Source organism: Serratia sp. OLAL2, from assembly GCF_002752475.1.
GTDB classification, from domain to species: domain Bacteria; phylum Pseudomonadota; class Gammaproteobacteria; order Enterobacterales; family Enterobacteriaceae; genus Serratia; species Serratia bockelmannii.
Map to the genome: position 1 here is coordinate 814,729 of NZ_MSTL01000018.1, position 20,308 is coordinate 835,036.

Below are 20,308 nucleotides of genomic sequence, written 5' to 3' on the forward strand. Positions count from 1 at the left end.
GCTAAAAATGCGGCGATTAACCCACGCTGTGTTCCAGGCTGATGGCCAGAAGTTTCTGCGCCTCGACGGCGAACTCCAGCGGCAGCTCGGAGAAAACGTCCTTGCAGAAACCGTTGACGATCATCGAAATGGCGTCATCCTCGCTGATGCCGCGCTGCAGGCAGTAGAACAGCTGGTCGTCGCCGATCTTCGAGGTGGTGGCTTCGTGCTCCAGCTGAGCGCTGTTGTTGCGCGCTTCAACGTAAGGGAACGTGTGGGCACCGCTGTCCGGCCCGATCAGCATCGAGTCGCACTGGGTAAAGTTACGGGCGTTTTCCGCCCCCGGCAGGATTTTCACCAGGCCGCGATAGGTGTTCTCGCTGTGGCCGGCGGAGATGCCTTTGGCGATGATGGTCGACTTGGTGTTTTTGCCGATGTGGATCATCTTGGTGCCGGTGTCCGCCTGCTGATGGCCGCTGGTCAGCGCCACCGAGAAGAATTCGCCGATCGAGTTGTCGCCCTGCAGGATCACGCTCGGGTATTTCCAGGTGATGGCCGAGCCGGTTTCCGACTGGGTCCAGGACATTTTCGAGCCGGCGCCTTCGCACAGCGCGCGCTTGGTGACGAAGTTGAGGATACCGCCCTTGCTCTCACCGCCGGAGAACCAGTTCTGCACCGTCGAGTATTTCACTTCGGCGTCTTTATGCAGGATCACTTCCACCACCGCCGCGTGCAGCTGATAGCTGTCGCGCACCGGGGCAGAACAGCCTTCGATATAGCTGACATAGCTGCCTTCGTCGGCGATCAGGATGGTGCGCTCGAACTGGCCGGTTTTGGCGGCGTTGATACGGAAATAGGTCGACAGCTCCATCGGGCAGCGCACGCCTTTCGGCACATAGACGAAGGTGCCGTCAGAGGCCACCGCGGCGTTCAGCGCAGCGAAGAAGTTATCGTTGGACGGCACTACGCGCCCCAGGTACTGACGCACCAGATCCGGGTATTCCTGAATCGCTTCGCCGAACGAGCAGAAGATCACCCCGCTCTCCGCCAGTTTTTCACGGTAAGTGGTAGCGACCGATACTGAGTCGAAGATGGCGTCCACCGCCACTTCGCTGCCCTCGCGCACCGGCACGCCGAGCTGATTGAACGCCAGCTCCACTTCGCTGGTCAGGTAATCTTTTTCCGTCGCCGCGCCCGGTTGCTGCTCGGCGCCGGGTTGCGAACCGCAGGCGTCGTCGCAGCTGCCGCAGGACGGCGCCGAATAGTAACTGTAGTCCTGGTAGTTAAGGCGTTCGTAATTGGCCTTCAGCCAGTGCGGCTCTTCCATCTGCAGCCAGGCGCGGTAGGCCTCGAGGCGGAATTCCAGCATCCACTCGGGTTCGTTGCGCTTGGCCGAGATGGCGCGAACCACCTCTTCGTTGATGCCTTTGGCCAACTCATCGGTTGCCAGCTGGGTGAAGAAACCTTCTTTGTAGCGACCTTCGCTGACCCAAGCCTGCACTTCATTAGGCATTTCTACATTGCTTCGTGTCATGTTGATTGCATCGCTCAAACGCCAAAGCTCTCGCCGCACCCGCAGGCATGCTGAGCTTTAGGGTTGTTGAATTTGAATATCTGATTCAGCCCTTCGCGGACGTAATCTACCGTGGTGCCATCGATGAACGGCATGGCCTTCAGCGGCACATAGAGTTTGGCACCGTCGCGCTCAAACAGCAGATCGTCATCGGCGGGTTCGCGGGTCAGATCCAGCACATAGGCAAAGCCGGCGCAGCCGGATTGTTTCACCCCTAGCTGCAGCCCTTTCACCTGCGGATCCTGCTGCATCAGTTTCGTTATTTGTCGTACGGCGCTGTCGCTGAGCGAAATGCCTTGCCAGACATTTTCATCCAGAGAAAAGGTGCCGACATTTTCCGTTTGCATAGGGTCTACCTCACACTCGTGTTTGGCCACAGCCAATCTGGGTTGCTTATATGTTAGTGATAACGATTATCACTTCAACCGTTTGTTTTGCGGGGGTATCCACCGCGAGCGCGGTTTTTCGCTGCGGCGTGCGGCAAGCCAGCGGGACATTCGTGGTGGCTTGCGGCATCTGGCGGCAAGGTGTGCATGCTATCCCTATGAATTTGTTCTTTATCCTGCATCACCGTACCGCACTCCCCGGTGGCCCGTCAGCGTTACAGTGCCGCGGTACACTGCCGATCTAAACATTCATAGAAAATACCTATTTCTGCATTCTGTCTGTCGTAAATGTGCGTTTATCGGCATTTCGTGGCGCGGCACCAGCGCGCGCCCCTCAGGTTAAAGTTTAGTCGCTCAGGATTAAATTGGGTCGTCGGCGGCCTTTTACACCCCCACGATGAAAAAACGCCGCGCCGGGGATTGATCGGCAACGCGGCAATTTATATGATAATGATTATCATTCAATTTGGATTTGAGCGCGAAGCCAATGACTCTTTCGATCAACGCATGGTTGCTGGGCAAGATTGATGACTACAAATTCAGCGTGCGCGACGCCACGGTGGACTTTTATATGGCCGAAGCGGCGCTGCGGCGGCCGGAATGCAATATCGATCATCTGAAGCGGTACAACAACGTCAGCCTCACCATGGCCAATCTGTGCCTGGAGAACGGCGACGATGACAGCTACCTGCACGCGCTCAGCAAGCTGCACAACCGGCTGATCGTCGAGATCAACAATCCGCAGCGCTGCCAGCTGTTTCGGGTGCAAAGCTACCACTTCGCCCGCCACACGCTGACGCTGATCTGCCAAAAGTATGCGATGGAAGGCACCTGGGAGAAGGCGAACGCGTTTCAGAAGGACTTCGTTAAACGCGTGCCGTTTCAGCTGTAAAGCGAAAGGCTCCGCAGGCCGGCAGCCTGCGGAAACCGGCGAGAATCAGTCGATGACCGCCGTGGTCAGACGCGAGGTGCAGCACAGCCGATCGCGCGCGTCGAAGATCTCGATTTGCCACACCTGATGGCGACGGCCGACGTGCAGTGCGCGACATACCCCGCGCACCTGGCCATCGAACACCGCGCGCAGGTGGTTGGCGTTGATCTCCAGCCCCACCACTTTCTGCTCGCCCTCACTGCACAGGTAACCGGCCATCGATCCCATCGATTCCGCCAGCACCACCGACGCCCCGCCGTGCAACAGCCCGAACGGCTGGCGGGTACGGCCATCGACCGGCATGGTGGCCTCGAGGAAATCCTTGCCCAATTGGGTAAACTCGATGCCCACATGGCTGACCATGCAGCCGTCGCCGGCGCGGTTCAGCTGCTCCAGCGATGTTTCACGTTTCCACAATTTCACTCAATCATCTCCAGAAGTGCCTGTAATGGGTGGCGCACGCCATTGCCCTCGATGCGTTTCACCTGACTGCGGCAGGAATAACCGGTCGCCAGGCAGCGCTGCCGCGGCAAACGCTGTAGCGTCGGGTGCCATGATAGCTCATAAATGCCGAGCGAGTTTTGCAGGTTCTTGGCTTCATGGCCGTAAGTCCCCGCCATGCCGCAGCAGCCGACGCTGACGTTCTCCAGTTTGGCGCCGAAGCGGGCGAAGATCGCCGCCCACTGTTGGCCGCTGGCCGGCAGCGCGGTGGTTTCGGTGCAGTGACCGAACAGATACCAGGGTTCGCCGGTCGCCGGCTGTTCGGCGCGATCCGCGATCCGCTGTTGCAACCATTCATGCACCAGCTGCACCTGGAAATCGCCGCGCTCGGCGCCGAGGATCTCACGGTATTCGTCGCGGTAGCACAGCACCAGCGCCGGATCGACGCCCACCAGCGGCATGCCGAGCTGCGCCATGCGGTTGAGAAAATCGGCGGTTTTGCGCGCGGTGCGGGCAAACCGCGTCAGGAAACCTTTCACATGCTGCGCCTTGCCGTTCGGCGAGAACGGCAGCAGCACCGGTTTATAACCGAGCTTCTCCACCAGCCGGACAAAGTCCGCCACCACTTTGGCGTCGTAATAACTGGTGAACGGATCCTGGACGATCAGCACGTGTTCTGCGCGCTGCTCGGCGCTCAGCCCTTCCAGCTGCTCCAGCGTCAGCGTGGTCGCACGGTGGCCGGACAGCTGTTGACGCAGCGTCGGGCTGGACAACAGCGGCAGATCGACCATGCCGACGGCGTTGCGGCTCATCTCCCGCAGCCACGGCTGGCGGAAGAAGAAGTTGAACACCTTCGGCGCGCGGGCCATCAATGGGGTATAGCTCTCTACGCCGGCGACCATGTAGTCGCTCACCGGGCGCAGGTAGCGGGTATGGTAAAGCTGCAGGAAGCGCGAACGGAACCCCGGCACGTCAATTTTGATCGGGCACTGGGTGGAACAGGCCTTGCAGGCCAGACAGCCGGACATCGCCTCTTTCACTTCGTGCGAAAAGTCGTACTCACCCTTACCGGCATGCCAGCTGTTGCGGGTCTTTTCGATCAGGCCACGCAAGCTGAGGCGCTGCTGCGGCAGCTGTTTCTCCAGCGCCAACGGATCGACGCCCTGCTCGGCCAACAGACGCAGCCACTCGCGCACCAGCGTCGCCCGCCCTTTCGGCGAATGGATGCGGTTGCCGCTGATCTTCATCGACGGGCACATCGGGCTGCGCACGTCGAAGTTGAAGCACAGACCGTTGCCGTTACACTCCAGCGCGCCGCGGAACGAGGTGCGCACCTCGACCGGGATCTGACGATCGAAGGTGCCGCGTTTGACCGCGTCTACCTCCATCATCGGTGCATCTACCGCCAGTGGCGAACAGATCTTGCCCGGGTTCAAACGGTTATCCGGATCAAACGCCGCCTTGATGCGGCGTAGCTCTTCATACAGCGTTTCCCCGAAGAACTCAGGGCTGTACTCGGCACGGAAGCCCTTGCCGTGCTCCCCCCACAACAGACCGCCGTATTTGGCGGTCAGCGCCACCACCCGATCGGAGATCTGCTTCATCAGCACTTCCTGCTGCGGGTCGCACATGTCGAGCGCCGGGCGCACGTGCAACACCCCGGCGTCGACGTGGCCGAACATGCCGTAGCTCAGGTGGTGGTCGTCAAGCAGTTGACGGAATTCGACGATATAGTCCGCCAGGTGTTGCGGCGGCACACAGGTATCCTCGGCAAACGGAATCGGCTTGGCGCGCCCCTTGGCGTTGCCCAGCAGCCCGACCGCCTTCTTGCGCATGTTGTAAATGCGCTCGATGCCAGCCAGATCGCCGCAGATCTGGTACCCGATCACGCCGCCCTGCCGCTGCGCGATCAGTTCATCCAGCCGTTGGCACAGAGCCTCCATCTGGCCGTCGATCAGCGCCCGATCGTCGCCGGCGAACTCGACGATGTTCAGCCCGAGCATTTCTTTATCCGGCACGTCGGCGATCAGTTCGTTCACCGAGTGCCAAACAATGTCTTCACGCGCCAGATTCAGCACCTTGGAATCGATGGTTTCCACCGACAGCGCCTTGGCCTCGACCATAAAGGGCGCATTGCGCAGCGCCGAGTCGAAGGAGTCGTACTTCACGTTGACCAGGCGGCGCACTTTCGGCAGCGGCGTGATATCCAGCCGCGCCTCGGTGATAAACGCCAGCGTGCCTTCGGCGCCGGTCAGGATGCGCGTCAGATCGAAGGTTTGCAGATCGTCGCTCAGCACGTGGCGCAGATCGTAACCGGTGAGGAAGCGGTTGAGCTTGGGGAATTTCTCGAGGATCAGTGCGCGCTGCTCACAGCAGCGATTGAGCACCGTGCGGTAAATACGCCCTTCCGCTGTCTCTTCCAGAGCAATCGTTTCCGCCAGCGCCGTCGGCATGGCGCGGGTATCGATCATCTCGCCGCCCAGCAGCACCGCCCGCAGGCCCAACACGTGATCGGAGGTTTTGCCGTATACCAGCGAACCTTGGCCGGAGGCGTCGGTGTTGATCATGCCGCCCAGCGTGGCGCGGTTGCTGGTGGACAGTTCCGGCGAGAAGAAGTAGCCGAACGGCCGCAGGTATTGATTCAGCTGATCCTTGATCACGCCGGCTTCGACTTTCACCCAGCCTTGTTCGACGTTGATCTCCAGAATGCGGTTCATATGGCGCGACATATCGACCACGATGCCGGTATTGAGCGACTGGCCGTTGGTGCCAGTGCCGCCGCCGCGCGGGCTGAAGGTCAGCGTATTGAATCGCTCTTCCCCGGCCAGACGCGCAATCAGCGCCACGTCAGCGGTGGAACGGGGGAACACCACCGCATCGGGCAACAGCTGATAGATACTGTTGTCGGTGGCCATCGTCAGGCGGTCGGCGTAGCTGGTGGCGGTATCGCCGTTGAATCCGTTTTGCTTCAGTGCTTCCAAAAAGTCGAGCACCCGTTGAACGAGGCCGGGCGCCTGAGAAATCTGTGGGATCATTCGCTTTTTTGACCCTGTCCGTCTATTTTTTATGCGCTGATGTACGCTGAATCGGGCCTTTAATTCAGACCCACCCTATTTTTTAGTGACACTAAAAACTAACATACTCGTTTAGTGAAGGCATTCACATTATTACCGCCCTGCGAGCGCCGCCACAGGCGGCCGCCCGGCGGCGATAAACCGACCGACAGGCACCCCGATTCGCCGGTGCCAGGGATTTAATTGACCAGGATGAGAAGCCACTGATGCCACTCCCGCAATCGCGTTACGACTTACCGCGAATTATTTTCGGCGTGCTGTTTATCGCCATCATGATCGTTGCCTGTTTTTGGGTGATCCAACCGTTTATTCTCGGCTTCGCCTGGGCGGGCATGGTGGTGATCGCCACCTGGCCGTTGCTGCTCAAACTGCAAAAGCTGCTGTGGGGCCGTCGCTCGCTGGCGGTGTTGGTCATGACCCTGCTGCTGATCCTGCTGTTCATTCTGCCGATTTCCCTGCTGATCAGCAGCGTGGTGGATAACAGCGCGCCGCTCATCGCCTGGGCCAGTTCACCCGGCAAGCTGCACATTCCCGATCTAGCCTGGCTGCAGTCCGTGCCGATGATCGGCGACAGGCTCTATACCAGCTACCACACATTGGTTAACGCCGGCGGCGCTGCGCTGCTGGCGAAGGTTCAGCCGTACTTCGGTCAAACCGCCACCTGGTTCGTGGCGCAGGCGGCGCATATCGGCCGTCTGCTGCTGCACTGCGCGCTGATGCTGCTGTTCAGCGCCTTGTTGTATGCGCGCGGCGAGCAGGTGGCGCTGGGTATCCGTCACTTTGCGGTACGCCTCGGTTCCAAACGCGGCGATGCGGCGGTGCTACTGGGCGGCCAGGCGATCCGCGCCGTCGCGCTGGGCGTGGTGGTGACGGCGTTGGTGCAGTCGGTGCTGGGCGGCATCGGTCTGGCGGTGAGCGGCATACCAGCCGCCACCCTGCTGACGATGCTGATCTTTATCTGCTGCGTGGCACAATTGGGGCCGCTGTTGGTGCTGGTGCCGGCCATCATCTGGCTGTACTGGCACGGCGACACCACCTGGGGCACCGTACTGCTGGTCTGGAGCTGCGTGGTAGCGACGCTGGATAACGTGCTGCGCCCGGTGCTGATCCGCATGGGCGCCGACCTGCCGCTGCTGCTGATCCTGTCCGGCGTTATCGGCGGTTTGCTGGCCTTCGGTATGATTGGCCTGTTCATCGGCCCGGTGGTATTGGCGGTATCTTATCGCCTGCTGACCGCCTGGATGGATGAAGCGCCAGAGCCGACCACCGCGCCGGAGCAAGTCATCGAAGATCTGGAAAAACGCTAATCCCCCCCTTCCGCCCGCATCGTCGGGCGGAACATTTCACTCAGGTCATTATTCCTACCTCATTCGAGTAATATCTCCGCCAAATATAATGCCGCCCTATATTGATTACGGTACAGCGAATGAAAGGTGCAATGTAAATCCCTGTTTGTTGCAAGCGGCAAAAAGAGATAACTCCCACAAATAAAATGTGATGGCGCTATCGATTAGGATGATTCTTAATGACTAGTCGCGTTCAAAAATCTAGTATTATGGCCATCTATTGCTTCAAATCACTGATTTTAAAGCAACCTTTCTGAACAATGTAATGCCATACATGTGAATTGCTGTGTGTAGTCTTTGCCCATCTCCTACGGTGGGCTTTTTTTTATTCTTTTTTCGTCGAATTGATTATTTTACGCGCCGTTATTTACATTCGGAAATAAAAAGGCCGCAGCGTTAACTGCGGCCCGGCGTTAATGCCTCAGCGAGGCCGAGACATTATTTCTTTTTCGACAAATTGATCCAGGTCTGCACCACGGTGTCTGGATTGAGCGACAGGCTGTCGATGCCCTGCTCCATCAGCCACTCGGCGAAGTCTTCATGGTCAGACGGGCCCTGGCCGCAGATGCCGACGTATTTGCCGTGGCGTTTGGCCGCCTGAATCGCCATCGACAGCAGCGCTTTCACCGCCTCGTTGCGCTCGTCGAACAGCTCCGACACCACGCCGGAGTCACGATCCAGCCCCAGCGCCAGCTGGGTCATGTCGTTGGAACCGATAGAGAAGCCGTCGAAGTGCTCGAGGAACTGATCCGCCAACAGCGCATTGGACGGGATCTCGCACATCATGATCACTTTCAGCCCGTTTTCACCGCGCTTCAGCCCCTGACGCGCCAGCTCCGCCACCACCGCTTCCGCCTGGGCCACGGTGCGCACGAACGGCACCATGATTTCGACGTTGGTCAGCCCCATTTCGTTACGCACGCGTTTCACCGCCTCGCACTCCAGCGCGAAGCAATCGCGGAAGCTATCGGCCACGTAACGGCCGGCGCCGCGGAAGCCCAGCATCGGGTTCTCTTCGTGTGGTTCATACTTATCGCCGCCCACCAGGTTGGCGTACTCGTTGGATTTGAAGTCGGACAGGCGCACGATCACACGCTTCGGCCAGAAGGCGGCACCCAGCGTCGCGATCCCTTCTGTCAGGCGGCCAACGTAGAACTCGACCGGGTGGTCGTAACCCTGCATTAACGCGCGAATTTCGTTTTGCAGCGCCGGCGTCTGCTTATCGAACTCCAGCAGCGCGCGCGGGTGCACACCGATCATGCGGTTGATGATAAATTCCAGCCGCGCCAGGCCCACGCCTTCATTTGGCAAACGCGCAAAGTCGAAAGCGCGATCCGGGTTGCCGACGTTCATCATGATCTTCAGCGGCAGATCCGGCAGCTCGGTCACTTCGGAGCTCTGCACGCTGAAATCCAGCATGTCGCTGTAAACGAAGCCGGTGTCGCCTTCCGCACAGGAAACGGTGACTTTCTGGCCGTCTTTCAGCACATCGGTGGCGTGGCCGCAGCCCACCACCGCCGGGATGCCCAACTCACGGGCGATGATCGCCGCGTGACAGGTGCGCCCGCCGCGGTTGGTGACGATCGCGGCGGCCTTCTTCATGATCGGCTCCCAGTCCGGGTCGGTCATGTCGGTCACCAGCACGTCGCCCGGCAGGATGCGATCCATTTCGCTGATGTCGTTGATCACTTTCACCGGACCGGCGCCGATGCGATGACCGATGGCGCGGCCTTCCACCAGCACCGGGCTAGTGCCATTCAGCTGGTAGCGTTCCATGGTTTGTTCGTTGGAGCGAACGGTTTCCGGACGCGCCTGCACGATCAGCAGCTTGCCGGTATGGCCGTCTTTCGCCCATTCGATATCCATCGGGCGGCCGTAATGTTTTTCGATCAGGATCGCCTGCTGCGCCAGCGCCTGCACTTCGTCATCCGTCAACGAGAAACGGCTGCGCTGCGCTTCAGGCACGTCTTCGATGCGCACCTGCTTGCCGTGATCCTGCGACGGTGCGTACACCATGCGGATCTTTTTCGAGCCCAGGTTGCGGCGCACGATCGCCGGCTTGCCTTTTTGCAGCGTCGGTTTGTGCACGTAGAACTCATCCGGGTTCACCGCGCCCTGCACCACCATTTCACCCAGACCGAAGGCGGAGGTGATGAACACCACCTGATCAAAGCCGGACTCGGTATCGATGGTGAACATCACGCCCGAGGAGGCCAGATCCGAGCGCACCATGCGCTGTACGCCCGCCGACAGCGCCACGCCGCGGTGGTCATAGCCCTGGTGCACGCGATAAGAGATAGCGCGGTCGTTGAACAGCGAGGCGAACACGTGCTTGATCGCCACCATTACGGCGTCGATGCCCTGCACGTTGAGGAAGGTTTCCTGCTGGCCGGCGAAGGACGCGTCCGGCATGTCTTCCGCCGTGGCGGAGGAGCGCACCGCAAAGGAAGCTTCCGGTTCGCCGTCGGCGAGCTGTTGGTAAGCCTGATGAATTTCACGCTCGAACTCGGCGTGGAACGGCGTGTCGATCACCCATTGGCGGATCTGGGCGCCGGCCTTGGCCAGTTGGGCAACGTCGTCAACGTCGGTCTGATCCAGTAGCTGATAGATGCGCTGGTTAACACCGCTTTGTTCGAGGAAATCGTTAAACGCCTGTGCGGTGGTGGCAAAACCGTTCGGCACGGCCACGCCCAAATCGGAAAGATTGGTGATCATTTCACCGAGGGAGGCGTTTTTGCCGCCGACACGGTCAACGTCGTGCATGCCAAGCTGGTTGTACCAAAGCACATTACGCAAGTCTGGGCCATTGTTGGACATCGAGACAATCCTTATTGCTATCAGTAGGGTAAAGACGGATTTAATTCGCTTGCTTTACGGCGCCGCTAACACGGAGCCGAATCAGACTAGCACACTGATCTGAGGAAAATGGAAAGGTGAATCGATCAACCCACTGAAGAAAGTGGTTTTTAAGAGAATGTCCTAACCGGCTGATTTGGCAGGGAACCGTTCCCAATCGCACGAAAAGCTTAGTTCTCAACAAATTACGTTCTTTTTAAACTTCTGTTTTAATGACCGCGCAAACGCTACCGTTTTTGGTGAAAATAACGGCAAATTTACGTTTCGGGTCGAAAAACCTCGTTGCGCCACAATTTTTACCGCCGGCAAAACGCGCTTTTCTTCACGCGCCGGCGCAAAGCGCTTTACCGTCCCGCCGTCACAATTTTTTCCCTCCCCCCTTTACCGACGGATCGTCCGCGGCCCATGATATTGACAGTGATGACAGCAGGAACACCGTTTTCAGGTAAGGAGCCTCGGGTGGAAAGAAGCGTTTTTTATATTTCGGATGGTACGGCGATCACCGCCGAAGTGTTGGGGCACGCGGTGCTGTCGCAGTTTCCGGTCACGGCGACCACCTTTACCCTGCCGTTCGTCGAAACCGAGGCGCGCGCGCGCGCAGTTCGCCAGCAAATCGATGATATTTATAATCAAACCGGCGTGCGGCCACTGGTGTTTTACTCCATCATCTCGCCGGAAGTGCGCGATGTGATCGTGCAGAGCCAGGGCTTCTGCCAGGATATCGTGCAGGCGCTGGTCGGCCCGCTGCAGGGCGAGCTGGAAGTGGAACCGACGCCGGTGCCGAACCGCACCCACGGCCTGACCGCCAGCAACCTCGGCAAGTACGACGCGCGCATTGCCGCCATCGACTATACCCTGGCGCATGACGACGGCATTTCGCTGCGCAACCTCGATCAGGCGCAGGTGATCCTGCTCGGCGTGTCGCGCTGCGGCAAAACCCCCACCAGCCTTTATCTGGCGATGCAGTTCGGCATTCGCGCCGCCAACTATCCGTTTATCGCCGACGATATGGATAATTTGCACCTGCCGGCCTCGCTGAAACCGTTTCAGCATAAATTATTCGGCCTGACCATCGATCCGGAACGCCTGGCGGCGATCCGTGAAGAGCGGCGTGAAAACAGCCGTTACGCTTCATTACGCCAGTGCCGCATGGAGATCGCCGAGGTCGAGGCGCTGTTCCGCAAAAATCAGATCCGCTACCTCAATACCACCAATTATTCGGTCGAAGAGATTTCCACCAAAATCCTCGACATCCTCGGTATGAGTCGCCGCATGTTCTGATCATTTTCTCGCGGGGCCGCCGTGCCCCGCCGCCTGCCGTTTATTTCAACAGCAGCTGATTTTTTTGTGCTTTTTTTCGCGGTTTTGATCAACAGAACACAATCTCTACGGTTGAATTCAGCGCTTTTTGCGTTATTGTGATCGCCATCACTTCCCGGCACTCCTGCCGCAGAGAAGAACAGTTTCCAGGGAACAACATGCACAAAACAGATGAACTGCGGACCGCGCGCATCGACAGCCTCGTCACGCCGCAAGCGTTGGCAGACAAGCTGCCGATCTCGGCGGCCGTCGCCGACAACGTGACAGCGTCACGAAAACGCATTGAAAAAATCCTCACCGGTGAAGACCGCCGCCTGCTGGTGGTGATCGGCCCCTGCTCCATCCACGATCTCGACGCCGCCGTCGATTACGCTGGCCGGTTGAACGCCCTGCGCGAACGCTACCAGGATCGTCTGGAAATCGTGATGCGTACCTACTTCGAAAAACCGCGTACCGTCGTCGGCTGGAAAGGCCTGATCTCCGATCCGGCGCTGGACGGCACCTTCCAGGTCAACCGCGGCATCGAAATGGCGCGCCGCCTGCTGCTGGAAGTGAACCAGCTCGGCCTGCCGACCGCCACCGAATTCCTGGACATGGTCGTCGGCCAATACATCGCCGATCTGATCAGCTGGGGCGCCATCGGTGCGCGCACCACCGAAAGCCAGATCCACCGTGAAATGGCCTCGGCGCTCTCCTGCCCGGTCGGCTTCAAAAACGGCACCGACGGCAACACCCGCATCGCCATCGACGCCATTCGCGCGGCGCGCGCCGGGCATATGTTCCTGTCGCCGGACAAACATGGCCAGATGACCATTTACCAGACCAGCGGCAACCCGTACGGCCACATCATCATGCGCGGCGGAAAAACGCCGAACTACCACGCCAGCGACATCGCCGCCGCCTGTGACAGCCTGCGCGAGTTCGATCTGCCTGAACACCTGGTGATCGACTTCAGCCACGGCAACTGCCAGAAAATGCACCGTCGCCAGCTGGAAGTGGCCGACAACGTCTGCCAGCAGATCCGCGCCGGCTCCGCCGCCATCACCGGCGTGATGGCGGAAAGCTTCCTGGTGGAAGGCACGCAGAAAATCGTCGCCGGCCAGCCGCTGACCTATGGCCAGTCGATCACCGATCCTTGCCTGAGCTGGTCCGACAGCGAGCAGCTGCTGGCGATGCTGGCGGATGCGGTTGATAGCCGTTTCTAACCCAGTAGAGGCCGGGGCCACGCCCCCGGCTTTATTCCTTCTGCCCCACTCATCTATACTGATTGCAACGCTTTAGCGCCCGCCGAAACGCACTGGGAGCCCCGGCATGATTCACTCTCTGTTATCCATCCCCTGCGTCACGCTGCAGGGCGAGCAAAAAACGCTGGGCGATTTCCCGGCGCGCGCTTACCTGGTGGTCAACACCGCCAGCAAGTGCGGCTTCACCCCGCAATACCGTGGGCTGGAAAATTTGTGGCAATACTATCGCGAACGCGGCCTGGTGGTGCTCGGCTTCCCCTGCAACCAGTTTGGTTCTCAGGAGCCGGGCAGTCCGCTGGAGATCGCCAACTTTTGCAGCCTCAACTACGGCGTCAGTTTCCCGCTGTTCAGCAAGATAGACGTTAACGGTCCCGGCGCGCACCCGCTGTTCAATGAGCTGAAACGCCTGGCACCCGGCATTCTGGGCAGCCGCCGCATCAAGTGGAATTTCACCAAATTCCTGCTCACCGCCGACGGCCAGCGTATCACGCGCTTTGCGCCGATCACTAAGCCCGAGCGTTTGTTTGACCGCATCGAAACCCTGCTGAAATAACGCCCCTTTTTTACGGGCCGAGTGCGCTCGGCCCGCCGCCGGATGTCCGTTCGACAAAAAGGTTCCATCGGTAAGAAAATTTTCCTTGATGTAACCTTTCCTTCACATGATAATGATTCTCAGTTTGATATTAATTACCATTTAATGGTCTGTTTTATAAGCACAATGATGATGGATACTGCCAACACTCCTACCCCCGCCGCCGCGGCCCCGACCGAGCACAGCGCAAACGCGCCGCCCAGCTACGACAGCGCACAGCTGCTCGGCACCGACGGCATCGCGTTCATTACCCATCAGGGCCAGCGCTATCAGCTGCGGCAAACCAAAGCCGGGAAATTGATCCTGACCAAATAACCATAGAACCCTCAAACGCCAGCCACCCCGATCGGTTGATCCAGGCAGCCAGCAAATCTATTGATATGTTTTATTACATACGGAGAGTTGCACCATGCCTCTGACATTTTCCACCCGGCTGCGTTTTTCCGCTTTGAGTCTGGCGATTGCCTGCGCTCTGCCTACGGTGGCCTTGGCACAAAACACCAGCACAACACCCTCTTCCAACGCGGCGCCGGCTAAAAAAGCCAAAGCCGCCGACGAGACCATGACCGTGGTCGCCACCGGCAACCAACGCAGCAGCTTTGAAGCGCCGATGATGGTCACGGTCATCGAAGGCAACTCGCCAGAAAGCCAGACCGCCACCTCGGCCGCCGATATGCTGCGCCGCGTGCCGGGCATCACCGTGAACGGCACCGGGCGCAGCAACGGTCAGGACGTAACGATGCGCGGCTACGGCAAAAACGGCGTGCTGACGCTGGTTGACGGCATCCGCCAGGGGACCGATACCGGCCACATCGGCGGCACCTTCCTCGATCCGGCGCTGGTCAAGCGCATTGAAATCGTGCGCGGTCCCTCTGCGTTGCTGTATGGCAGCGGCGCGCTGGGCGGCGTCATCGCCTACGAGACCGTCGATGCCGCCGATCTGCTGCTGCCGGGCCACGATACCGGGTTCCGCGTCTACGGCACCGCCGGCAGCGGCGATCACAGCCTGGGCATGGGCGCCAGCGCCTACGGCAAGACCGATAACCTCGACGGTTTGCTGTCGTTCGGCACCCGCGACGTCGGTAATCTGCGTCAGGGCAACGGCTTCGATGCGCCTAACGACGAAACCATCAGCAACGTGCTGGCAAAAGGCACCTGGAAAATCGACGACAATCAGTCATTGAGCGGCGATCTGCGCTACTACAACAACAGCGCCCAGGAGCCGAAAAACCCGCAGACGCCGGGCAGCTCGAGCGGCAACCCGATGACCAACCGCTCCACCATCCAGCGTGATGCCGCTCTGAGCTATAAGCTCAAGCCGGTCGGCCAGGATTGGCTGGACGCCACCGCCAAGCTGTACACCTCGGAAGTCAAAATCAATGCGCACAACGCCGGTGCGACCGACGAATTCCGCAAGCAGACCACCAACGGCGGCAAGCTGGAAAACCGCACGCGTCTGTTCGCCGACAGCTTTGCGTCACACCTGCTGACCTACGGCTCCGAAGTGTATGAACAGAAACAGCAGCCGGGCGGCGCCACCACCAGTTTCCCGCAGGCCAAGATCAACTTCGCCTCCGGCTGGCTGCAGGATGAAATCACGCTGCGCGACATTCCGATCACCGTGCTGGCCGGCACGCGCTACGACGATTACAAAGGCAGCAGCCAGGGCCACGAAGACGTCAAGGCCGACAAATGGTCGTCCCGCGGGGCCCTGAGCTACTCGCCGACCGACTGGCTGATGCTGTTCGGCTCCTATTCCCAGGCCTTCCGCGCCCCGACCATGGGCGAGATGTACAACGATTCGCGTCACTTCCCCGGCAACTATTGGGTGCCTAATCCGAATCTGCGGCCGGAAACCACCAGCACCACCGAAGCCGGTTTCGGCTTGCGCTTCGACGATCTGCTGCTGGCGGATGACAGCCTGCAATTCAAGGCCAGTTACTTCGATACCGACGCCAAAGACTACATCTTCATGTATGTCACTCGCACGCAGACCGCCTCAGCGAATATCTCTCGCGCCAAGATTTGGGGTTGGGACACCTCGCTGAACTACCAGACCAAGTGGTTTAACTGGGATCTGGCCTACAACCGCACACGCGGCAAGGACAAGTCTCGCAATGGCGAATTGAACGCGAAAAGCGGCGATTGGCTGGCCGACATCAGCCCGGATACCGTCACCAGTTCGCTGGACGTGCCGCTGGGCGAAACCGGTTTGTCCGCCGGCTGGGTCGCCACCTTCGCCGAACGCGCCACCCGCGTACAAACGGGGACGCCGGAGCAAGGCGGCTATGGCGTCAACGACTTCTATCTGAGCTACAAGGGCCGCGATCGGCTGCAGGGCATGACCACCACCGTGGTACTGGGCAACGCCTTCGACAAAGAATATTACTCGCCGCAGGGCGTCCCGCAGGATGGCCGCAACGCCAAACTGCTGGTCAGCTACCAGTGGTAATCATTTGACTATCTGGCGGACAACCCGGTTGTCCGCCGTTCGCATTACAGCGCAGGAGAATCCCGCATGAGCAACACCCTATACGAACGCTACCAACAGGCCAAAATCGACCACCCCGGCAAATACGCCCGCGATCTGGCGGCGATCCTTGGCGTCAGCGAAGCGGAGCTGACGCACGCCCGCGTCGGCCACGACACTCGCCGCCTGCAGGCCGACGCGCGCACCCTGCTGACCGAGCTTGAGCAAGTGGGCGTCACCAAATCCATCACCCGCAACAGCTATGCGGTGCATGAGCAGATGGGCCGCTACCGCAACCAGCACCTCAACGGCCACGCCGGGCTGATCCTCAACCCGCGCGAGCTGGATCTGCGCCTGTTCCTCAACCACTGGACCAGCGTTTTCGCTATGAGCGAAACCAACAAACGCGGCGTGCGCCACAGCATCCAGTTCTTCGACCAACAGGGCGATGCGCTGCACAAGGTCTACACCACCGAAGAGACCGATCTGCCGGCCTGGATGGCGCTGGTGGAGCGCCACCTGAGCGAAGAAAACCCGGCGCTGGCGCTGCAACCCGCCGAGGTGAGCACCGCGGATGAAACGACGCAGGATCATGCCAAAATCGACGGTGAATGGCGCGCGATGACCGACGTTCATCAGTTCTTCCAGCTGCTGAGCCGCAATAAGCTCACGCGCCAGCAGGCGTTCCGCGCCGTCGGCGACGATCTGGCCTATCAGGTAGACAACAGCGCGCTCTCGCAGCTGCTGCAAGCGGCGCAGCAGCAGCAAAACGAGATCATGATCTTCGTCGGCAACCGCGGTTGCGTGCAGATCTTCACCGGCCAGATCGAACGTTTGATGCCGCAGGAAGGCTGGATCAACGTGTTCAACCGCCGTTTCACGCTGCACCTGATTGAAGGCGCCATCGCCGAAAGCTGGATCACCCGCAAACCGACCAAGGACGGCATCGTCACCAGCCTGGAGCTGTTCGCCGCCGACGGCACGCAGATCGCGCAGCTGTATGGCCAGCGTACCGAAGGCCAGCCGGAACAAACCCAGTGGCGCGAGCAGGTTGCCGCGCTCGCCGCCAAGGACATCGCCGCATGAAATCTTCCTTGATCCGCCGCCTGACGCTGATGATGACGCTGGCGCTGCCGCTCACCGCCGCGGCGGCGCAGCGCATCGTCTCGATCGGCGGCGACGTGACGGAAATCGCCTTCGCACTCGGCGCCGGCGACGAGGTGATCGCCCGTGACAGCACCAGCTTGCACCCGGCGGCGGTGAAAAAGCTGCCGGACGTCGGCTACATGCGCCAGCTGAATGCCGAAGGCATTTTGGCGCTGAAACCGACGCTGGTGCTGACGACCGAGCTGGCGCAGCCGGCGCTGGTGCTCAAACAGTTGGCGGACAGCGGCGTCAACGTGGTCAGCGTGCCGGGTGACACCACCCTGCAGGCGGTGCCGCAGAAAATCGCTACGATCGCCGCCGCGTTGCAACGCGTTGAGCAAGGCAAACAGCTGAGCGAGCGCTATCAACAGCAGCTGGCGGCGGTCGATACCTCTCCGCTGCCGGTCAAGGTGCTGTTCGTGATGAGCCACGGCGGCATTACGCCGATGGCTGCCGGGCAACACACAGCCGCCGACGCGGTGATCGCCGCCGCCGGATTGAAAAACGCCATGCAGGGTTTTGACCGCTATCGTCCTCTGTCGCAGGAAGGCGTCATCGCCAGCGCGCCGGATCTGTTGCTGGTCACCACCGACGGCGTGCGCACCCTCGGCGGCGAACAGCAGCTGTGGACGCTGCCGGGCCTGGCGTTGACGCCGGCGGGCAAGCAGCGCCGCGTACTGATCGTCGATGACATGGCGCTGCTGGGCTTCGGTCTGGAAACGCCGGCGGCGCTGGCCAAACTGCGCCACGCGGCGGAGCAAAAGTAATGCGCAGTCGCACCTCGCCTCAGTTGGCCATCATCGGCCTGCTGGTGCTGCTGACGTTGCTGGCGCTGGTCGCCGCCAACCTGGGCGCGCTGACGCTGTCGTTTCGCACCCTGTGGCGCGAACCCTTCAGCGACGCCGCCTGGCACATCTGGCTGAACATTCGTCTGCCGCGCGTGCTGCTGGCAGTAGTGATCGGCTGCGCATTGGCAGTGTCCGGCGCGGTGATGCAGGGGCTGTTCCGCAACCCGCTGGCGGATCCAAGCCTGCTGGGCATCAGCAGCGGCGGCGCCCTGTTTGTCGCCCTGTTCATCGTGATGCCGCTGGCGTTGCCGGTGACGATCGCGCTATACGGCCATATGCTGGCGGCGTTCCTCGGCAGCCTGCTGGTATCGCTTTTGATCTACGGCATCAGCCGCAGCGGACACGGCAATCTGTCGCGGCTGCTGCTGGCGGGCATCGCCATCAACGCCCTGTGCATGGCGGCCATCGGCGTGCTCTCCTACGTCAGCAGCGATCAACAGCTGCGCCAGTTCTCGCTGTGGATGATGGGCAGCCTCAGCCAGTCGCAGTGGCCGACGCTGGCCGTTTCCGCCTCGCTGATCCTGCCTACGGCGCTGCTGACGCTGTTGCAGGCGCGCCGGCTGAATCTGTTGCAGCTGGGGGACGAAGAGGCCCACTACCTCGGGGTGAACGTCCAGCGCGCCAAGCTGCAGCTGCTGTTGCTGAGCGCCCTGCTGATCGGCGCGGCGGTAGCGATGAGCGGCGTGATCGGCTTCGTCGGTCTGGTGGTGCCACATCTGGTGCGCATGCGCCTTGGCGGCGATCACCGCTGGCTACTGCCCTGCTCCGCGCTGGGCGGCGCCTGCCTGCTGCTGGTCAGCGATACGCTGGCGCGCACACTGGTGGCGCCGGCCGAAATGCCGGTAGGCTTGATGACCAGCCTGATCGGCGGTCCTTACTTCTTATGGCTGGTGATGCGCCAGCGGGAGCGAACCGGTGGATAACGCCGCCTGCCTGACAGCCCGAGAGCTGCGTTACAGCCTCGGTACGCGCCGCTTGATCAACGACGTTTCGCTCAGCCTCGCCAGCGGTGAGATGGTGGCGATTATCGGCCCTAACGGCGCCGGCAAATCGACGCTGTTGCGCTTGCTGACCGGCTATCTGACGCCGGACTGCGGCGAATGCCGGCTGCTCGACCGACCGCTGGAACACTGGGCGCCGCAGCAGTTGGCCAAAGTCCGAGCCGTGATGCGCCAGTACAGCGATCTGGCGTTTCCCTTCAGCGTGGAAGAAGTGGTCAGCATGGGGCGAGCACCTCACGGCAAACGCGACGAGCATCAGGCGATCCAACAGGTGATGGAACAAACCGACTGCCTGGCGCTGGCGCAGCGCGATTACCGCCGGTTGTCCGGTGGCGAACAGCAGCGGGTGCAGTTGGCGCGGGTGTTGGCGCAGCTGTGGCAACCGCAACCGTCTCCCGCCTGGCTGTTTCTCGACGAGCCGACCTCGGCGCTGGATCTGTATCACCAGCAGCACACCCTGCGCCTGCTGCGCTCGCTGACGCGCCAACAGCCGCTGGGCGTCTGCTGCGTGCTGCACGATCTCAATCTGGCGGCGCTGTACGCCGATCGGATCCTGCTGTTGCATCAGGGACGTCTGGTGGCGAGCGGCACGCCGCAAGAGGTCCTGCAGACGGAGATCCTCACCCGCTGGTATCAGGCCGATCTCGGCGTGGTGCATCATCCCGAAGTGTCTCTGCCGCAGGTCTATCTGCGACAATGAAACGTTCAAGGGCGCCATGAGGCGTAATGCCGCTAAGTTAATCCTGAGTGGCATTTTTTTATCCAGCCTCTGGGCGTTCTGTGCTGGGGAATTGCCGTAAATGTCCGCATTTCTCTGTGGCCAATATGAACGGCAATTGGAGGGGCCGATGGCGCGACCCCTCCACCCGCGCCTTCGCTTAACACCATCTGTCCGCTACGCGGATACCCTCGCCGCGTCTGCGTTGTCGGGCGGGTCTGCTGCGACAAACGTCCCTGTTAGTCTCGCCTCAACTGGCCTTCCCTGGCCGGTTGACCCTGACAACGCCGTCTTGCTCGGCAGCCGGTGATGCGCGCCCAAGGTCAACACCTGAGCTGGCTGCTACCGGGAAATCTGTCGCTTATGAGGTTCTGGTAGAGAAG

The 20,308-nt window shown here is 60.5% G+C and carries 16 protein-coding genes and 1 other RNA gene; 12 read left to right on the top strand and 5 right to left on the bottom strand.

Annotated elements, in window-relative coordinates; translation table 11 throughout:
* Positions 1-16: 16 nt before the first annotated feature.
* Complete coding sequence (gene sufB / locus BVU99_RS17225) at positions 17-1,513, bottom strand: Fe-S cluster assembly protein SufB (RefSeq protein WP_025302644.1); 1,497 nt, start codon at positions 1,511-1,513, stop codon at positions 17-19.
* A gap of 14 nt (positions 1,514-1,527) precedes the next feature.
* A complete protein-coding gene (gene sufA / locus BVU99_RS17230; RefSeq protein ID WP_004931368.1) occupies positions 1,528-1,899 on the bottom strand; it encodes a Fe-S cluster assembly scaffold SufA in 372 nt (123 codons plus the stop codon).
* 526 nt (positions 1,900-2,425) lie between these two features.
* On the opposite strand from sufA, the gene BVU99_RS17235 reads away from it, so the two are divergent.
* Entirely contained in the window at positions 2,426-2,830 is a 405-nt protein-coding gene (locus tag BVU99_RS17235) for a hypothetical protein (protein ID WP_099816794.1), read from the top strand.
* Between the two features lie 45 nt (positions 2,831-2,875).
* Here the strand turns inward: BVU99_RS17235 and menI are convergent, their stop codons facing one another.
* Together menI and BVU99_RS17245 are read right to left on the bottom strand one after the other, a co-directional pair.
* On the bottom strand, positions 2,876-3,292 hold the full coding sequence (gene menI / locus BVU99_RS17240) for a 1,4-dihydroxy-2-naphthoyl-CoA hydrolase (RefSeq protein ID WP_144334732.1): 417 nt from the start codon (positions 3,290-3,292) through the stop codon (positions 2,876-2,878).
* Complete coding sequence (locus BVU99_RS17245) at positions 3,289-6,345, bottom strand: FAD-binding and (Fe-S)-binding domain-containing protein (protein WP_099816793.1); 3,057 nt, start codon at positions 6,343-6,345, stop codon at positions 3,289-3,291. The genes menI and BVU99_RS17245 overlap by 4 nt, the downstream gene beginning before the upstream one ends.
* 245 nt (positions 6,346-6,590) lie before the next feature.
* Between BVU99_RS17245 and ydiK the strand changes: the two genes are divergently transcribed.
* Both ydiK and rprA read left to right on the top strand, forming a co-directional pair.
* Positions 6,591-7,691, top strand: a complete 1,101-nt coding sequence (gene ydiK, locus BVU99_RS17250; protein WP_025302642.1) for an AI-2E family transporter YdiK — start codon at positions 6,591-6,593, stop codon at positions 7,689-7,691.
* Positions 7,692-7,947: 256 nt separating this feature from the next.
* Positions 7,948-8,059, top strand: an RNA gene (gene rprA, locus BVU99_RS17255) — antisense sRNA RprA.
* A gap of 109 nt (positions 8,060-8,168) precedes the next feature.
* On the opposite strand, the gene ppsA is transcribed toward rprA, so the two are convergent.
* Entirely contained in the window at positions 8,169-10,547 is a 2,379-nt protein-coding gene (gene ppsA, locus BVU99_RS17260) for a phosphoenolpyruvate synthase (RefSeq protein ID WP_099816792.1), read from the bottom strand.
* 459 nt (positions 10,548-11,006) lie between these two features.
* Between ppsA and BVU99_RS17270 the strand changes: the two genes are divergently transcribed.
* The 9 genes from BVU99_RS17270 to BVU99_RS17310 all read left to right on the top strand — a co-directional run bounded on the left by BVU99_RS17270 (position 11,007) and on the right by BVU99_RS17310 (position 19,907).
* Complete coding sequence (locus tag BVU99_RS17270) at positions 11,007-11,867, top strand: pyruvate, water dikinase regulatory protein (RefSeq protein ID WP_161781785.1); 861 nt, start codon at positions 11,007-11,009, stop codon at positions 11,865-11,867.
* 197 nt (positions 11,868-12,064) lie between these two features.
* Positions 12,065-13,111: a 3-deoxy-7-phosphoheptulonate synthase gene (locus BVU99_RS17275; RefSeq protein WP_004931381.1), complete on the top strand. Its 1,047-nt coding sequence runs from the start codon at positions 12,065-12,067 to the stop codon at positions 13,109-13,111.
* A gap of 106 nt (positions 13,112-13,217) precedes the next feature.
* Entirely contained in the window at positions 13,218-13,703 is a 486-nt protein-coding gene (locus BVU99_RS17280; RefSeq protein ID WP_025302639.1) for a glutathione peroxidase, read from the top strand.
* Between the two features lie 171 nt (positions 13,704-13,874).
* The gene (locus BVU99_RS17285) at positions 13,875-14,057 is read left to right on the top strand and encodes a hemin uptake protein HemP (protein WP_043141213.1); all 183 of its coding nucleotides are present in this window, start codon (positions 13,875-13,877) and stop codon (positions 14,055-14,057) included.
* 94 nt (positions 14,058-14,151) lie between these two features.
* Positions 14,152-16,194, top strand: a complete 2,043-nt coding sequence (locus tag BVU99_RS17290) for a TonB-dependent hemoglobin/transferrin/lactoferrin family receptor (protein WP_043141123.1) — start codon at positions 14,152-14,154, stop codon at positions 16,192-16,194.
* Positions 16,195-16,260: 66 nt separating this feature from the next.
* Entirely contained in the window at positions 16,261-17,298 is a 1,038-nt protein-coding gene (locus tag BVU99_RS17295) for a hemin-degrading factor (RefSeq protein ID WP_025302636.1), read from the top strand.
* A complete protein-coding gene (locus BVU99_RS17300) occupies positions 17,295-18,125 on the top strand; it encodes a hemin ABC transporter substrate-binding protein (protein WP_025302635.1) in 831 nt (276 codons plus the stop codon). The genes BVU99_RS17295 and BVU99_RS17300 overlap by 4 nt, the downstream gene beginning before the upstream one ends.
* The gene (locus BVU99_RS17305) at positions 18,125-19,129 is read left to right on the top strand and encodes an iron ABC transporter permease (protein WP_025302634.1); all 1,005 of its coding nucleotides are present in this window, start codon (positions 18,125-18,127) and stop codon (positions 19,127-19,129) included. The genes BVU99_RS17300 and BVU99_RS17305 overlap by 1 nt, the downstream gene beginning before the upstream one ends.
* Positions 19,122-19,907: a heme ABC transporter ATP-binding protein gene (locus tag BVU99_RS17310; protein WP_043141115.1), complete on the top strand. Its 786-nt coding sequence runs from the start codon at positions 19,122-19,124 to the stop codon at positions 19,905-19,907. Before BVU99_RS17305 ends, BVU99_RS17310 begins: the two co-directional genes overlap by 8 nt.
* Positions 19,908-20,308: the final 401 nt, after the last annotated feature.

Coding starts and splice junctions, on each gene's coding strand:
- sufB (WP_025302644.1), bottom strand. CDS start 1,513: ATGACACGAAGCAATGTAGAAATGCCTAATGAAGTGCAGGCTTGGGTC.
- sufA (WP_004931368.1), bottom strand. CDS start 1,899: ATGCAAACGGAAAATGTCGGCACCTTTTCTCTGGATGAAAATGTCTGG.
- BVU99_RS17235 (WP_099816794.1), top strand. CDS start 2,426: ATGACTCTTTCGATCAACGCATGGTTGCTGGGCAAGATTGATGACTAC.
- BVU99_RS17245 (WP_099816793.1), bottom strand. CDS start 6,345: ATGATCCCACAGATTTCTCAGGCGCCCGGCCTCGTTCAACGGGTGCTC.
- ydiK (WP_025302642.1), top strand. CDS start 6,591: ATGCCACTCCCGCAATCGCGTTACGACTTACCGCGAATTATTTTCGGC.
- ppsA (WP_099816792.1), bottom strand. CDS start 10,547: ATGTCCAACAATGGCCCAGACTTGCGTAATGTGCTTTGGTACAACCAG.
- BVU99_RS17270 (WP_161781785.1), top strand. CDS start 11,007: ATGACAGCAGGAACACCGTTTTCAGGTAAGGAGCCTCGGGTGGAAAGA.
- BVU99_RS17275 (WP_004931381.1), top strand. CDS start 12,065: ATGCACAAAACAGATGAACTGCGGACCGCGCGCATCGACAGCCTCGTC.
- BVU99_RS17280 (WP_025302639.1), top strand. CDS start 13,218: ATGATTCACTCTCTGTTATCCATCCCCTGCGTCACGCTGCAGGGCGAG.
- BVU99_RS17285 (WP_043141213.1), top strand. CDS start 13,875: ATGGATACTGCCAACACTCCTACCCCCGCCGCCGCGGCCCCGACCGAG.
- BVU99_RS17290 (WP_043141123.1), top strand. CDS start 14,152: ATGCCTCTGACATTTTCCACCCGGCTGCGTTTTTCCGCTTTGAGTCTG.
- BVU99_RS17295 (WP_025302636.1), top strand. CDS start 16,261: ATGAGCAACACCCTATACGAACGCTACCAACAGGCCAAAATCGACCAC.
- BVU99_RS17300 (WP_025302635.1), top strand. CDS start 17,295: ATGAAATCTTCCTTGATCCGCCGCCTGACGCTGATGATGACGCTGGCG.
- BVU99_RS17305 (WP_025302634.1), top strand. CDS start 18,125: ATGCGCAGTCGCACCTCGCCTCAGTTGGCCATCATCGGCCTGCTGGTG.